Raw genomic sequence first — 12,928 nt, 5'->3', positions numbered from 1 at the left:
TGGTCGACGCCGCATCACATCGTCGCCTGGAGCAAAAACGGTCCGACCGACCTGGCCAACCTCGTGCTTTGTGTTTCGCTCACCATCGCCTCGTCCACGAGGGCGGATGGCAGGTGGTCAAGGCCGGGTCGCGAGTTCCGCTTCCTGCCGCCCGAGCGGGTGGTGATGCGCCGGGCGCGTGGACCCGGTGTGCGCTGGGCGGCCTAGGCCGCGCGATCGCGGAGTCGGTGTCTTTTCGACTCGGGGATAGGACAGATTAGAGCGCCCGTAACAGCGCCGCGGTGGCCGCGGCGGCTACCACCACGACGAGGAACGGCGCCCGCAGCAGGACGGCGACAACCGCAACCGCCAGCGCGGCGGCGCGGACGTCGAGCACCAGGTGCCGCCCGGTGGAGAAGGTTTGGGTGGCCACCAGCGCGGCGAGCAGCGCGACCGGGATGAGCGGAACGGTGCGCTGGATGCGCGCGTCCTGGAGCAGACGGCGCGGCAGGGAGAGACCCCCGAGCTTGAGCAGGTAGCAGCCCGCGGTCGCGGCCAGGACGCCGGCCCAGATCACGATGCGATCCCTCGGTTGGTCTTGCGCAACCCCAGCAGGGCGATCAGCACGGCGACCACGAGTAAAGGCACGCCCGCCGGCACGAACGGCAGGACGGCGAGAGCGACGATGCCGGCCCCGATCGCGATCGCCAGAGGCTCGCGGCCCCGAAGTCGCGGTGCGACCAGGGCCAGGAACGCGGCGGGGGGCGCCGCGTCGAACCCCAGCACCCTCGGGTCGGGCAGCGCGTGGGTCGCCAGCGCTCCGATCAGCGTGCCGAGGTTCCAGAAGGTGAACACCGCCACCCCCGTCGCCCAGAACGCGAACCGGCTTTCAGGCGCGGTGTCGCGAGCGATGGCCATCGCCGTCGTCTCGTCGATGACGAAGTGGGAGGCCGCCGTCCGGCGCCAGCCGCGCACGTCGAGGAGCGACTGCAGGCGCAGACCGTAAAGGGCGTTCCGAGAGCCGAGCAGCGCGGCGGCCGCCGCGCCGGCCCACACCCCCCCGCCGGCGCCGATCACCCCGACCAGGGCGAACTGCGAGGCGCCGGTGAACATGAGCGCCGACAGGCAGACCGTCTGCAGCAGTGACAGACCGGCGGTGGTTGAGATCGCGCCGAAGGAGAGTGCGTATGCCCCGGTCGCGACGCCGATCCCGAGGGCGTCGCGAATCATCCCCTTACGGGTGTGCCGGGTCTCTACGGAAGGCATCCGCTGAGAGTACCTGCCGGTAAGAAGCTACTCCGGCGTTACGTACGCGGCGCTCAGCCCGCCGTCGACCAAGAACGTCGCCCCGTTGACGTAGCTCGATTCGTCGCTCGCCAGGAACAGCGCGGCGTTGGCGATCTCGCGTGCTGTGGCCAGCCGCCCCATGGGCAGGTGCACGCGCCGCCGCTCGTATGCTCCCGGCGACTCGGAGAAAAGACGCATCAGCAGAGGCGTTTCCACCGGCCCCGGGCAGAGTGCGTTGACCCGGATGCCCTGCCGCGCGAACTGCACCGCGAGCTCGCGACTCATCGACAGCACCGCGCCCTTGGACGCGGTATACGCGATCTGCGACGTGGCGGCCCCGAGCAGCGCGACGAACGAGGCGACGTTGATCACCGAACCGCCTCCCGCCTTGAGCAGGTGCGGGATGCCGTATTTGCAGCAGAGAAACACGCCCTTTGCGTTCACCGCCTGGACCCGGTCCCACGCGTCGGGTTCGGTGACCAGGATCGAGTCGTCGTCCGCGGGCATGATGCCCGCGTTGTTGTAGAGCACGTCGATGCGCCCGTAGCGCTCCTCGGTGGCGGCGTACATCGCCTGCACGCTCTTGGGATCGCTGACGTCGGCCTGGAAGAAGAACGCGTCCCGGCACTCGGCAGCCGCTTTCTCGCCCGCCTCCCGCCCGACGTCCGCGATGCAGACGCGCGCCCCCGCCGACGAGAACAGCAGCGCCGCCTCACGACCGATACCACCAGCCGCGCCGGTGATCACCGCCACCTTGCCGTCCAGCCTTCCCATTACCCCTCCGTGGTGATGAACACGTTCTTGACCTCTGAGTAGCCGTCCATCGCGTGCATGCCCAGCTCGCGGCCGAATCCCGACTGCTTGAAACCGCCGAACGGCGTCACCACGCGCACCGAGCTGTTCGAGTTGACCGAGAGGACGCCGGTCTCGATCCCGCGCGCCACCCTCATCGCCCGCGCCACGTCGCGCGTCCAGATCGAGCCCGACAGGCCGTAGGGCGTGTCGTTCGCGAGGCGCACCGCGTCCGCCTCGTCTTCGAACGGGATGATGGCCGCCACCGGCCCGAACACCTCTTCACGCGCGACGCGGTCCTGGTTGGTCGCCTCGACCAGCGTGCACGGGAACCAATAGCCCGCACCGCTCGGCGCGTCGCCGCGAAATAGCGGCGTGCCCTCGACGAAGGAGGCCACGGCCGTGCGCTGGCCGGCGGAGATAAGCGGCCCCATGTCCGTGCCCGCCGCCTCGGGATCGCCGACGCGGAACCTGCGGGTGGCCTCGACCAGTAAGCCGACGAAGCGGTCGTAGACGGACCTCTGGACCAGGATGCGCGAGCGCGCGCAGCAGTCCTGGCCGGCGTTGCCGAAAACCGCCGAGGGCGCCGAGGCGGCCGCGCGCTCCAGGTCCGCGTCCTCGAAGATGACATTGGCCGACTTGCCGCCGAGCTCCAGCGTGACGCGCTTGACCGACTTCGCCGCGCCCTCCATCACCCGCCGGCCCACCTCGGTCGAGCCGGTGAAGCCGATCTTGGCCACGTCCGGGTGCGCGATCAGCCGCTCGCCGGCGACCGAGCCCGGTCCGACGACCACGTTGACCACGCCTTCGGGGAGGCCGGCCTCCAGCGCCAGCTCGCCGAAGCGGACGGCGGTGAGCGGGGTCAGCTCCGCGGGCTTGAGGACGACGGTGTTGCCGCATGCCAGCGAGGGCCCGAGCTTCCAGCTGGCGAGCATGAGCGGGAAGTTCCAGGGCACGATCAGGCCGACCACGCCGAGCGGCTCCCGAAAAGTCAGGTCCACGCCGCCGGCGACCGGGATGGTCTCGCCGTAGTGCTTGTCGATCGCCCCGGAGTAGAAGTGGAAGACGTCGGCCACCATCCCAATCTCCCATCGGGAGTCGCCCAGGGGCTTGCCCGTGTTTGACGTCTCGAGCCGCGCCAGCTCGTCGCCATGTTCCTCGACCATGGCGGCGACCCGCCGCAGCAGCCGGGCTCGGTCGGCGGGCTTGACCGCCCGCCAGGCCGGGTAGGCGGCGCGGGCGGCGGCCACCGCGCGGTCGGTTTCCTCGACCCCTGCCCGCTCGAGCTGCGCGATGGGCTGCTCGGTGGCCGGGTTGAGGACCTGGAGAGGCCCGCTCATCCCCGCTCGAAAAGCCTCTCGCGCTCGTAGTTCGTGACCACCCGGTCGAACTGCGCCTGCTCGGTGCGGGCGTAGTTCAGGTAGTGATCCACCACGTCGTCGCCGAACGCGTGCCGCGCCATCTCCCCGTTTTCCAGCACCGCGATCGCGTCGCGCAGGGCGTGCGGGAAGCGCTGCACGTCCGACTCGTAGGCGTTACCGCTGAACGCCGGCGGGAGCTCGAGGCGATTTTCGATCCCGTGCAGCCCCGCCGCGAGCAGCGCGGCGAAGGCGAGGTACGGGTTGACGTCGGCGCCGGGGATGCGCGACTCGGTGCGCAGGTGCTGGCCGTGGCCGACGATGCGGAACCCGCACGTCCGGTTGTCGTGGCCCCACGCGAGAGTCGTCGGCGCCCAGGTGCCGGCGGCGTAGCGCTTGTACGAGTTGATGGTGGGCGCCAGAAAGATCGCGAGCTCCGATGCGCTCGCGATGTGTCCGGCGAGGTACTGACGGAACGTCTCCGACTCGCCGTCAAACGAGTTGCGCCCGTCCTTCCAGAGGCTCGAGTGCACGTGGCACGAGCTGCCGATCCAGCGGTGGTCGGGCTTGGCCATGAACGTCACCGAGCAGCCGTGCTGGTGCGCCATCTCCTTGATCCCGTTCTTGTAGATGACGTGGTTGTCGGCCATCCTCAGCGCGTCGGCGAAACGGAAGTTGATCTCCTGCTGGCCCGGCCACGCCTCCCCCTTCGAGCTCTCGACCCGGATGCCGGCGGCCTTCATGCCCTTGCGCACGGTCCTGATGAAAGGCTCGTCGTAGCTGGTGGCGAGGACGTGGTAGTCCAGGTTGTAGGGGACCGATGGCGTGAGCTCGATGTAGTGCTTGGCGTGGGCCTCGGCGAACGTCTCCTTCAGGAGGTAGAACTCGAGCTCCGAGCCGAACATGGGCTCGAAGCCGAGCTTGCGGGCGCGGTCGATCTGCGCGCGCAGCACCTGCCGCGGCGAGGGCCGCACCGGCGATCCGTCGTGCCAGGCGACGTCGCAGAGGACGAGCGCGGTCGCCTCCAGCCACGGCACGGCGCGCAGGGTCGAGAAGTCGGGCACCAGGTCGAAGTCGCCGTAGCCGCGCTCCCAGCTCGCCATCTGATAGCCCGGAACGGGGTCCATGTCCATGTCGACGGTGAGCAGGTAGTTGCAGCCCTCGGTCGACTCGCCCGCCGACGAGGTCTCGACGAAATACTCGGCGTCGACACGCTTGCCCATGAGGCGGCCCTGCATGTCGGTGAACGCGACGATGACCGTGTCGATCTCGCCGCCGGCGACCGAATGCGCCAGCTGCTCCAGGGTCAGCATCCGCTCACCGGGACTTGCGATGGCGAGCACGGGCGACGAAGCGCTCGAATAGCCTGCGCGCCCAGGGCATGTCGGTCGTCAGCTCCTCGGGATGGCACTGCACGGCGACGATGAGGCCGTCGTCCGATTCCACGGCCTCGACGGTGCCGTCCTCGCCGCGCGCGGTTTGCTGCAGGCCCGGCGCGAGGTTCCTGATCGCCTGGTGGTGGAGGCTGTTGACCCGGATCCGGTGCTCACCCGCCGCCCGCCCCAGCTCCGAGCCGGGGTCGACCTCGATGGTGTGGGCGAGATGGCTGCGCCCATGGTCCCGCACGTCGTGGTCCTCCAGGTGCTGCACCAGCGAACCGCCCATGGCGACGTTGATCACCTGCTGACCGCGGCAGATGCCGAGCACGGGCAGCTCCTGCTCACGCGCCTGGCGAAAGAGCCTCAGCTCGGTCTCGTCCAGCTCATGGTCGATCGGCCCGACCTGCTCGCCCGGCGTCTCTCCATAAAAGGACGGGTCGACATCCCAGCCGCCTGGCAGCAGGAGCCCGTCCAGCTCCGGGAGCGACTGGGTCCCAGGCGGCAGCTCGACCGGCTCCGCGCCGGCGGCCTCGACCGCCCTGCGGTACGGGGAGTAGTAGGGCTCCCCCCGCCGCGGGCTGACGGTGATTCCGATCTTCGGCCGTTCTTCTTTCAGGGTCGTCCCCACTTCACGCGCCGGCCGCGGCGAGTTCGGCCTCGATCTTGGCGAGCTCCTCCACGGACCCCTGGACCTTGGGCCCCTTGAACCAGTTCTTCGCTGACAGCAACCACCAACCTCCGGTGCCGACCAACACTACCGCGACCGCGAGGATGGCGTAGTTGAAGGTGGTCAGGCTGTTACCGGGCGCCACCTGCGGCAGGACGAAGAGGATGGAGATGAACACGATCCAGGCGACGGCGATGATGCCGACCGGGCGGCTCCACCGGCCGAGGTGCCAGGGTCCGCGCTGGAAGCTGTCGCCGGCCATGAGGCGCAGAAGGATGGGTATGCCGTAGGCGATGTAGAGGCCGATGACGGCGATCGAGGTCACCGCGGCGTAGGCGACCGGGTTCCACAGGTACGGCAGGCCCAGGATGAAGGCGCCGACCGCGGCGAACCAGATGGAGTTGGTCGGAGTGCGGGTGCGCGGGTTGATCCTGTGCCAGAACTGGGAGCCAGGCACGGCGCCGTCGCGAGAGAAGGCGTAGATCATGCGGGAGTTGGCCGTCACCGAGGACATCCCGCAGTAGAACTGCGCCCCGACGACGATGAAGAGCAGGAACGTGCCCAGGTTCTTGCCGACGGCGTCGACGAAGATCTGCGCCGGCGGCACGACCGCGCCCGCCTCGGCGGTGTAGTTCTGGATGGCCGAGGTGACGCCGATCAGAAGCAGCCAGCCGGCGAACAGTGAGATGACGATCGACCACACGATCCCGCGCGGACCGGCGACCGCCGCGCTCTTCGTCTCCTCGGTCATATGCGCCGAGGCGTCGTAGCCGGTGAAGGTGTACTGGGCGAGGAGCAGGCCGATCAAGAAGACGTAGATCGAGGCGCCGGAGAAGCTGAAGCCGGTGCTGTTGGTGAAGGAGGTGAATATATAGGCGGCCGATTGGTGGTGGGCCGGGATGAAGAACAAGGCGCCGACGATGATGAGCACGCCGAGCAGGTGCCACCACACCGAGATGTCGTTCAGCATCGCCACCAGGCCGACGCCGAACGTGTTCAGCAGTCCGTGCAGGAACAGGATCACGGCGTAGACGGCGATGATGTGGGGCGGGTCCAGCGTGTAACCGAAGAGCTGGTTGAAGAGCGCGGACATGAAGAACGCGCCGCCGAAGTCGATGCCGGCGGTGACCGCGATCTGACCCAGGAGGTTGAACCAGCCGGTGAACCAGCTCCAGGCGGGGCCGTTCTTGCCGCCCAGCTTGGCGGACCAGTAGTAGAGGCCCCCGGCGGTCGGGTAGCTGGAGCAGACCTCGGCCATGGCCAGCCCGACCAGGGTGACGAAGATCCCGACCAGCGGCCAGCCGATGTTCATGATTACGGGGCCGCCGGTGGCCATCCCGTAGCCGTAGAGGGTGAGACACCCGGAGAGGATCGAGATGATGGTGAACGACACCGCGAAGTTGGAGAACGTGGACATGCGCCGCCGCAGTTCTTGGGCGTACCCGAGCCGGTGAAGCGTTTCTACGTCCGAAACCTGGGCCTGGACACTCATGCAGCAGTCCTCCATCGCGCGTCATCAAGACAGCGCATATCGCCTCGCCGGATTGGGCTTGGCGGCGACGCTATCAGGAGATAGGATTGTTGTCAAGGATGTGCCGAAATTGGCACCATTAGACCCAGATGTAACAAACGTCACGGGTCACGGGCCTCGCGTCGGAGAGGTGGTGAGGCAGCATTTGGGGAGCCTCAGCCTCGCCGAGCGAAAGCTGGCCCGGGTGCTGCTGGCCTCGTATCCGATCGCGGGCCTCGAGAGCGTCGCCCGTTTCGCCGAGCGGGCCGGGGTCAGCCCGCCGACGGTGACCCGCTTCATCACCAAGCTGGGCTTTCGCGGCTATCCGGAGTTCCAGGAGATGCTGCGCCACGAAGTGCAGGCGCGCCTCAGCTCGCCCGTCGCCCGGTACCGCGACGAGACGTCGGGCCGCGGCACGGATTCCGTGCTGAGCGACGCGGTCGAAGTCTCCCGCCACAACCTGAAGGCCACCCTGGAGCTCATCTCTCACCGCGACGTCGAGGAGGCGGTCGAGCTGCTCGCCGACGTGCGCCGGCGCGTCATGGTGCTGGGCGGCCGGGTCAGCGCGCCGCTGGCGCGCTACCTGACGGGCCAGCTCCACCTGCTGCGGCCGGGCATCGGACTGGTCGACGCCGAGCGCAGCGCGCCCGCCCAGCAGATCATCGACATGCGCAAGGGCGACGTCCTGGTGGTTTTCGACTATCGCCGCTACCAGGCGGACACGATCGAGAGCGCACGGGTGGCCTCGGCCCAGGGTTGCAACGTGATCCTGTTCACCGATCCGTGGCTGTCGCCCGCCTCGGCGTTTGCGCGCCAGGTGCTGGTAACGAGCGTCGACACCGTCGGACCGTTCGATTCGCTGGTCGGGGCGATAGCCGTCGTCGAGGCCGTGGTCGCCGCCGTGATCAGCCGGCTGGGCCCCAAAGCCCAGTCGCGCATGCAGAGCCTGGAGCGGCTGCGATCGGGTGGGGTCCTGGGGGAGGACGAGTCCCCGAGCCCAGCGTAGTCGCGGGCTCGCGCACCACCCACCGCGGCCGGCGTCAGGCTTCGACCGCTCTGAGGTAGCGCTCCGGCGCCTTTTCGAACTCGGCCTGACAGCCCGCGGAACAGAACCAGTAGGTGAGCCCGCCGTGGACCGCTTGGTGGTTGGCGGTCAGCGGGTCGACGGTCATGCCGCACACCTGGTCGGTGACGAAGAGGACGGCGGGCGCCGAGGGCGCCGGGGGAATGGGACCGCGCCGCCGGCGAGCGGTCACCACCTCGGTCAGGGCCAGCAGCGCGATCTCCTCCTGGCTCGCGCCACGCACCCTCCCGGCCGGCGTCCTGATGCGCGCGAGCGCCTCCTCGTTGAATCCGCGGCCGCGAAGCGCCTCTCGCACCGCCGCCGCGCGACGGCTGCTGGCGATGAGACCCACCTCGAGGCCGGGATGGGCGAGGGCCGCCTCGAGCGCGTCCTCGTCGTAGTGACCCATGGTGGCGACCACAGCCCAGCTGTCGGGGCCTGGGTTGGCCTCGGCCAGGCCCAGGCTGCCAAGCACCATGCCGGCACCGGGAAAGTCCTCGGGTCTTGCCCCCGGGTGGACCGAGCAAGTCCGGAAACCGGCCAGCGTCCCCATCTGGACGAGGGTGCGTGCCGACGGGCTGTCGCCGAACACGAGCAGGAGGGGCTTCGGCAGTCTAGGCTCGATGAAGATGTCGAGGGCGCCGCCGCTCGGACAGGTGGTGGCCACCATCAGCTCGCCCCGCTTCCGGGTCTGCTTGACCTCGGGCGCGGGCACGATCCTGACCAGCCGCGGCGTGCCCTCGGCCAGCGCCCGCAGGGCCTCGCGGCGCACGATCGGCTCCGAGCAGCTCCCTCCGATCCAACCACGCAGCCGCCCGTCGGCGGTGACGACGGCCTTGTCACCGGGGCGGGCGGAAGTGGGCGGCTCGCCCCGCACGACCGTCGCCAGCACGCACGGCGTGCCGGTCACCGCGTGCTCGTGGAGCAGCTCGATCAGCTCGTCGTCTATTCGCTCACCCCTTTCGAGCGCAGCGCCGCCCAGACCTTGTCCGAGGTCACCGGCATGTCGATGTTCGTGATGCCGTAGGGCGAGAGAGCGTCGATCACCGCGTTGACGTAGGCGGCCGGCGACCCGACCGTCGCCGACTCCCCGACCCCCTTGGCTCCCAACGGGTGGTGCGGTGACGGCGTCACCGTCTCGCCGATCTCGAACTTCGGAGTCTCCCAGGCCGTCGGGAGCAGGTAGTCCATGAAGTTCGACCCGATGCAGTTGCCCTCGCGGTCGAAGGTGATGAGCTCCATGAAGGCGATGCCGTAGCCCTCGGCCAGGCCGCCCTGGATCTGGCCCTCGACGATCATCGGGTTGATGCGCACGCCGCAGTCGTCGACCGCCACCATCCTGCGGACCTTGATCTGTCCCGTGCCCTTGTCGACGTCGACCACCACGGCGTAGGTGCCGAACGGGAAGGTCATGTTCGGCGGGTCGTAGTAGTGCACGCCCTCCAAACCCGCTTCCATGCCCTCGGGCAGGTTCGTGTAGGCGGCAAACGCCGCTTCCTGGATCGTCTTGGACCGCTCCGGGGAACCCTTGACGTAGAACTTCCCACGCTCCCACTCCAGGTCTTCCTCGGCCGCCTCCAGCAGGTGGGCGGCAAGCTTGCGCGCCTTGTCCCGGAGCTTGCGGCTGACCATCGCCGCCGCGGCGCCCGCCACCGGGGTGCTGCGCGAGGCGTAGGTGCCGAGTCCGTACGGCGCCGTGTCGGTGTCGCCCTCCTCGACGATGACGTCTTGGGCCGGGATGCCCAGCTCCTCGGCGACGATCTGCGCAAACGTGGTCTCGTGGCCCTGGCCCTGTGACTTCGTCCCCATCCTGAGGAGGGCCTTGCCGGTCGGGTGGACGCGCAGCTCGGCGCTGTCGAACATGCGCAGGCCGAGGATGTCGAAGTCGGCGCCGTGGCCGGCGCCCACGACCTCGGTGAAGCTGGCGACTCCGATCCCGGTCACCTCGCCTTTGGCGCGGCGCCGCTCGACGTCCTGCTTCAACTCCTCGTAGCCGAGCTTCTCGAGCGCCACGTTCATCGCCCTCGGATAGTCCCCGCTGTCATAGACCCACCCGGTCGCCGACCGGTATGGGAACTGCTGCGGCTGGATGAAGTTCTTCTTCCGGAACTCGACCTGATCCATGCCCAGCTCGATGGCCGCATTGGTCACCAGCCTCTCGATGAGGTAGCTCGCCTCGGTGACGCGGAACGAACAGCGGTAGGCGACGCCCCCCGGCGCCTTGTTGGTGTAGTAGCCATCCGCCGTGACGTGCGCCGTGGGGATGTCATACGAACCCGTGACGATGTGAAACAGGCCGGCTTTGAACTTTGACGGCTGGGCGTCGGCGAAGAAGGCGCCGTTGTCGCTGTCGAGGTGGACTCGCAACGCCAGCATCCGGCCGTGCTCGTCGACGGCCAGGTCGCCGGTCATGTGGAAGTCGCGCGCGAAGCCGGTCGAGATCAGGTTCTCCGAGCGGTCCTCGATCCACTTCACCGGCCGGCCCAGGAGGAGGCTGGCCGCGGTGGCGACCACGTAGCCCGGATACACGGGCACCTTGTTGCCGAAGCCGCCGCCGATGTCCGGCGAGATGATCCGGATCTGCTGCTCGGGCAGACCGGCCACCAAAGCGAAGACCGTGCGGATGGCGTGCGGCGCCTGGCTGGTCATGTAGATCGTCGCCTTGCCGGTGACCCCGTTGACGTCGGCGATGCAGCCGCACGTCTCGAGCGGAGCGGGATGGCATCGCGGGTAAAAGGTGTGCAGCCTGACCACCTTGGCGGCGCCGGCGAACGCGGCTTGGGTGGCGGCCTGGTCGCCCGATTCCCAGTGGTAGATGTGGTTGTCCTTCTGGCCCTCCTTGTCGTCGCGGATCAGGGCCGCGCCGGGCTCCCTGGCCTGCTGCGGGCTGGTGACCGCCGGGAGGACGTCGTAATCGACCACGATCGCGTCGCGTGCGTCCTCGGCCTGGTACTTCGTCTCGGCGATCACCGCCGCGACCTCCTGGCCCTGGAAGCGGACCTTGTCCGTGGCCAGGACGGCCTGCGTATCGCCGCTCAACGTCGGCATCCAGGCCAGCTTGTGCTGCGCGAGCAGCTCTCCGGTCACCACGGCGATCACGCCGGGCCGGGCGCCGGCCGAGCTCGTGTCGATCGACCTGATGCGCGCGTGCGCGTGCGGGCTGCGCAGGATCGCCATATGGCACATGTTCGGCAGCACGAAGTCGTCGACGTAGCGTCCCTGGCCCCGCAGGAAGCGCGCGTCCTCCTTGCGCTTGATGGACTCGCCGATGCCGCCGTGCTGGTGAGTGGCCGTGCTCATTCCTCACCTCCGGTGACCGCCGCGGCGGCCTCGGCGGCCGGCGCCATCCTGGCCGCCGCCTGCAGCTGGGCGGCATGCCTGATCGCTTTGACGATGTTCATGTAGCCGGTGCAGCGGCAGATGTTCCCGCTGATCGCCCAGCGGATCTGCTCATCCGTCGGATCTGCGTTGCGCTCGAGCAGCGCCGCGCCGACGAGCATCATGCCCGGGGTGCAGAACCCGCACTGCAGGCCGTGCTCCTCGTGAAAGCCGACCTGGATGGGCGCCAGGTTCGCGCCCTGCGCCAGCCCCTCGACGGTCTTGATCTGCCGTCCCTCGACCTGGACGGCGAGCAGGGTGCACGACTTGACCGGCTCCCCATCCAGCAACACCGTGCACGCGCCGCAGCTGGTCGTGTCGCAACCGATGTGAGTCCCCGTGAGTCCCAGGTTCGTGCGCAGGAAGTCGGCGAGGAGCACCCGGGGTTCCACATCGCCGGAGCGTTCGGTGCCGTTGACGACCATCGCGACCTTCATGAGCGCACCCCCTCTGCCCGGCCGAGCGCGGTCCTGAGGCCGCGCTGCACGAACACGCGGACCATGTCGCGCTTGTAGGCGACGCTCCCGCGCATGTCGTCCCTGGGCTCGGCCGCGGCGGCGGCCAGGCCGGCCGCCTCGGCGATCACCTCGGCGGTCGGCTCCTGGCCGACCAGCGCCCTTTCGGCGGCGGTCGCTTTGATGCTGGTCGCGCCGACCGCGGTGAGCCCGATGCCCACTTTCGCGACCTTGCGGCCGTCGAGCGCGAGCTGCACGGCCACCGCCACGGTGGCGAAGTCGCCGACCTTGCGTTCCAGCTTCAGGTAGGCGCCGCCGGCATGCCCGGTGGGCAGCGGGATGCGTAGCTCCGTCACCACCTCGTCGGCTTTCAGCTCGGTGCTGAACGGACCCTGGAAGAACCCCTCGGCCTGGATCACGCGCTCGCGGGATTCCGAGCGGGCCACGATCTCGGCTCCCAGCGCCAGGATCACGGCGCCCCAGTCGCCGGCAGGGTCCGCATGGCAGACCGAGCCCACCACCGTCCCGCGGTTGCGGACCAGAGGATCCGCGATCCAATGCGAGGCCTCGACCATCAGCGGGCACAGGCTCGCCAGCTCCGGGCTGCGCTCGACGTCGACGTGGCGGACCAGGGCGCCGATCCGCACGCTCCCGTCATGGCGCGTGACTGACGCCAGCGCGGGCAGGCGGCCGATGTCGACGACCAGCGCCGGCTGCGCGAGGCGGAGCTTGAGCAGGGGGATGAGGCTCTGCCCGCCCGCCATCACCTTGGCGTCGTCGCCTCGCTCCTTGAGGAGGGCGAGCGCCTCGCCCAGGCTGGCTGGAGCGTGGTAGTCGAATGCGGCTGGAAACATCGGTCTTCCCTCCTGGCGCACGACTAACGAGGCGGCGCGATGGGCGTCCCCGAGTACCCTGTCGCGGTATATCACCGGCCCCGGTCGATGTCAAACAGCGGCTCATGGCCGGTCGGCCCGCAGACATCATCTGGTACGGCCGCCGATCAGCAACTAGACTTGGTATCACCTGGCGGCAGCGCTCGCGAGGCGCCCGGCGTGGGGGC

Annotated in this window: 12 protein-coding genes and 2 pseudogenes; 1 reads left to right on the top strand and 13 read right to left on the bottom strand. The window is 69.2% G+C overall.

The window, feature by feature from the left end; translation table 11 throughout:
- Nucleotides 1-256: 256 nt before the first annotated feature.
- From EPN29_02290 to EPN29_02260, 7 genes are read right to left on the bottom strand one after another with little or no spacing between them, the layout of a single operon-like run.
- Nucleotides 257-559, bottom strand: a complete 303-nt coding sequence (locus EPN29_02290) for an AzlD domain-containing protein (GenBank protein ID TAN34721.1) — start codon at nt 557-559, stop codon at nt 257-259.
- Nucleotides 553-1,245, bottom strand: a complete 693-nt coding sequence (locus EPN29_02285; protein TAN34720.1) for a branched-chain amino acid ABC transporter permease — start codon at nt 1,243-1,245, stop codon at nt 553-555. Before EPN29_02285 ends, EPN29_02290 begins: the two co-directional genes overlap by 7 nt.
- A 27-nt stretch (nt 1,246-1,272) precedes the next feature.
- Entirely contained in the window at nt 1,273-2,040 is a 768-nt protein-coding gene (locus EPN29_02280) for a glucose 1-dehydrogenase (protein TAN34719.1), read from the bottom strand.
- A complete protein-coding gene (locus EPN29_02275; protein TAN34718.1) occupies nt 2,040-3,398 on the bottom strand; it encodes an aldehyde dehydrogenase in 1,359 nt (452 codons plus the stop codon). The genes EPN29_02280 and EPN29_02275 overlap by 1 nt, the downstream gene beginning before the upstream one ends.
- A complete protein-coding gene (locus tag EPN29_02270) occupies nt 3,395-4,729 on the bottom strand; it encodes a glutamine synthetase (GenBank protein TAN34727.1) in 1,335 nt (444 codons plus the stop codon). The genes EPN29_02275 and EPN29_02270 overlap by 4 nt, the downstream gene beginning before the upstream one ends.
- A gap of 4 nt (nt 4,730-4,733) precedes the next feature.
- Nucleotides 4,734-5,423 (bottom strand): gamma-glutamyl-gamma-aminobutyrate hydrolase family protein, encoded by a 690-nt coding sequence (locus tag EPN29_02265; GenBank protein ID TAN34717.1) that lies wholly within the window; start codon nt 5,421-5,423, stop codon nt 4,734-4,736.
- A gap of 1 nt (nt 5,424) precedes the next feature.
- Nucleotides 5,425-6,954, bottom strand: coding sequence for an amino acid permease (locus EPN29_02260; GenBank protein TAN34716.1), 1,530 nt, complete (start codon nt 6,952-6,954; stop codon nt 5,425-5,427).
- On the opposite strand from EPN29_02260, the gene EPN29_02255 reads away from it, so the two are divergent.
- Nucleotides 6,953-7,978, top strand: a complete 1,026-nt coding sequence (locus tag EPN29_02255; GenBank protein TAN34715.1) for a MurR/RpiR family transcriptional regulator — start codon at nt 6,953-6,955, stop codon at nt 7,976-7,978. The two genes, EPN29_02260 and EPN29_02255, sit on opposite strands and share 2 nt — an antisense overlap.
- Before the next feature lie 34 nt (nt 7,979-8,012).
- Here EPN29_02255 and EPN29_02250 read toward each other — a convergent pair whose 3' ends face one another.
- The 6 genes and pseudogenes from EPN29_02250 to EPN29_02225 all read right to left on the bottom strand — a co-directional run bounded on the left by EPN29_02250 (nt 8,013) and on the right by EPN29_02225 (nt 12,722).
- Nucleotides 8,013-8,144, bottom strand: coding sequence for a YHS domain-containing protein (locus EPN29_02250; GenBank protein TAN34726.1), 132 nt, complete (start codon nt 8,142-8,144; stop codon nt 8,013-8,015).
- Nucleotides 8,145-8,231: 87 nt separating this feature from the next.
- Nucleotides 8,232-8,705 (bottom strand): annotated as a pseudogene (locus EPN29_02245) (hypothetical protein).
- Between the two features lie 45 nt (nt 8,706-8,750).
- Nucleotides 8,751-9,017: pseudogene (locus EPN29_02240) on the bottom strand (XdhC family protein).
- The gene (locus tag EPN29_02235; GenBank protein TAN34714.1) at nt 8,981-11,335 is read right to left on the bottom strand and encodes a carbon-monoxide dehydrogenase large subunit; all 2,355 of its coding nucleotides are present in this window, start codon (nt 11,333-11,335) and stop codon (nt 8,981-8,983) included. The pseudogene EPN29_02240 and the gene EPN29_02235 overlap by 37 nt, the downstream one beginning before the upstream one ends.
- Complete coding sequence (locus EPN29_02230) at nt 11,332-11,850, bottom strand: (2Fe-2S)-binding protein (GenBank protein TAN34713.1); 519 nt, start codon at nt 11,848-11,850, stop codon at nt 11,332-11,334. Before EPN29_02230 ends, EPN29_02235 begins: the two co-directional genes overlap by 4 nt.
- A complete protein-coding gene (locus EPN29_02225) occupies nt 11,847-12,722 on the bottom strand; it encodes a xanthine dehydrogenase family protein subunit M (protein TAN34712.1) in 876 nt (291 codons plus the stop codon). Before EPN29_02225 ends, EPN29_02230 begins: the two co-directional genes overlap by 4 nt.
- Nucleotides 12,723-12,928 lie beyond the last annotated feature (206 nt).

It is taken from the genome of bacterium, assembly GCA_004299235.1.
Classification (GTDB): Bacteria; Chloroflexota; Dormibacteria; order Dormibacterales; family Dormibacteraceae; genus SCQL01.
Note: the sequence above shows the minus strand (reverse complement) of the source record. Positions and strands in the feature narration are given on the sequence as shown.

Excerpts from the sequence above, each read along its gene's own strand:
- EPN29_02285 (TAN34720.1), bottom strand. The coding sequence starts at position 1,245 with ATGCCTTCCGTAGAGACCCGGCACACCCGTAAGGGGATGATTCGCGAC.
- EPN29_02280 (TAN34719.1), bottom strand. The coding sequence starts at position 2,040 with ATGGGAAGGCTGGACGGCAAGGTGGCGGTGATCACCGGCGCGGCTGGT.
- EPN29_02275 (TAN34718.1), bottom strand. The coding sequence starts at position 3,398 with ATGAGCGGGCCTCTCCAGGTCCTCAACCCGGCCACCGAGCAGCCCATC.
- EPN29_02270 (TAN34727.1), bottom strand. The coding sequence starts at position 4,729 with ATGCTGACCCTGGAGCAGCTGGCGCATTCGGTCGCCGGCGGCGAGATC.
- EPN29_02255 (TAN34715.1), top strand. The coding sequence starts at position 6,953 with ATGCAGCAGTCCTCCATCGCGCGTCATCAAGACAGCGCATATCGCCTC.
- EPN29_02260 (TAN34716.1), bottom strand. The coding sequence starts at position 6,954 with ATGAGTGTCCAGGCCCAGGTTTCGGACGTAGAAACGCTTCACCGGCTC.
- EPN29_02250 (TAN34726.1), bottom strand. The coding sequence starts at position 8,144 with ATGACCGTCGACCCGCTGACCGCCAACCACCAAGCGGTCCACGGCGGG.
- EPN29_02235 (TAN34714.1), bottom strand. The coding sequence starts at position 11,335 with ATGAGCACGGCCACTCACCAGCACGGCGGCATCGGCGAGTCCATCAAG.
- EPN29_02230 (TAN34713.1), bottom strand. The coding sequence starts at position 11,850 with ATGAAGGTCGCGATGGTCGTCAACGGCACCGAACGCTCCGGCGATGTG.
- EPN29_02225 (TAN34712.1), bottom strand. The coding sequence starts at position 12,722 with ATGTTTCCAGCCGCATTCGACTACCACGCTCCAGCCAGCCTGGGCGAG.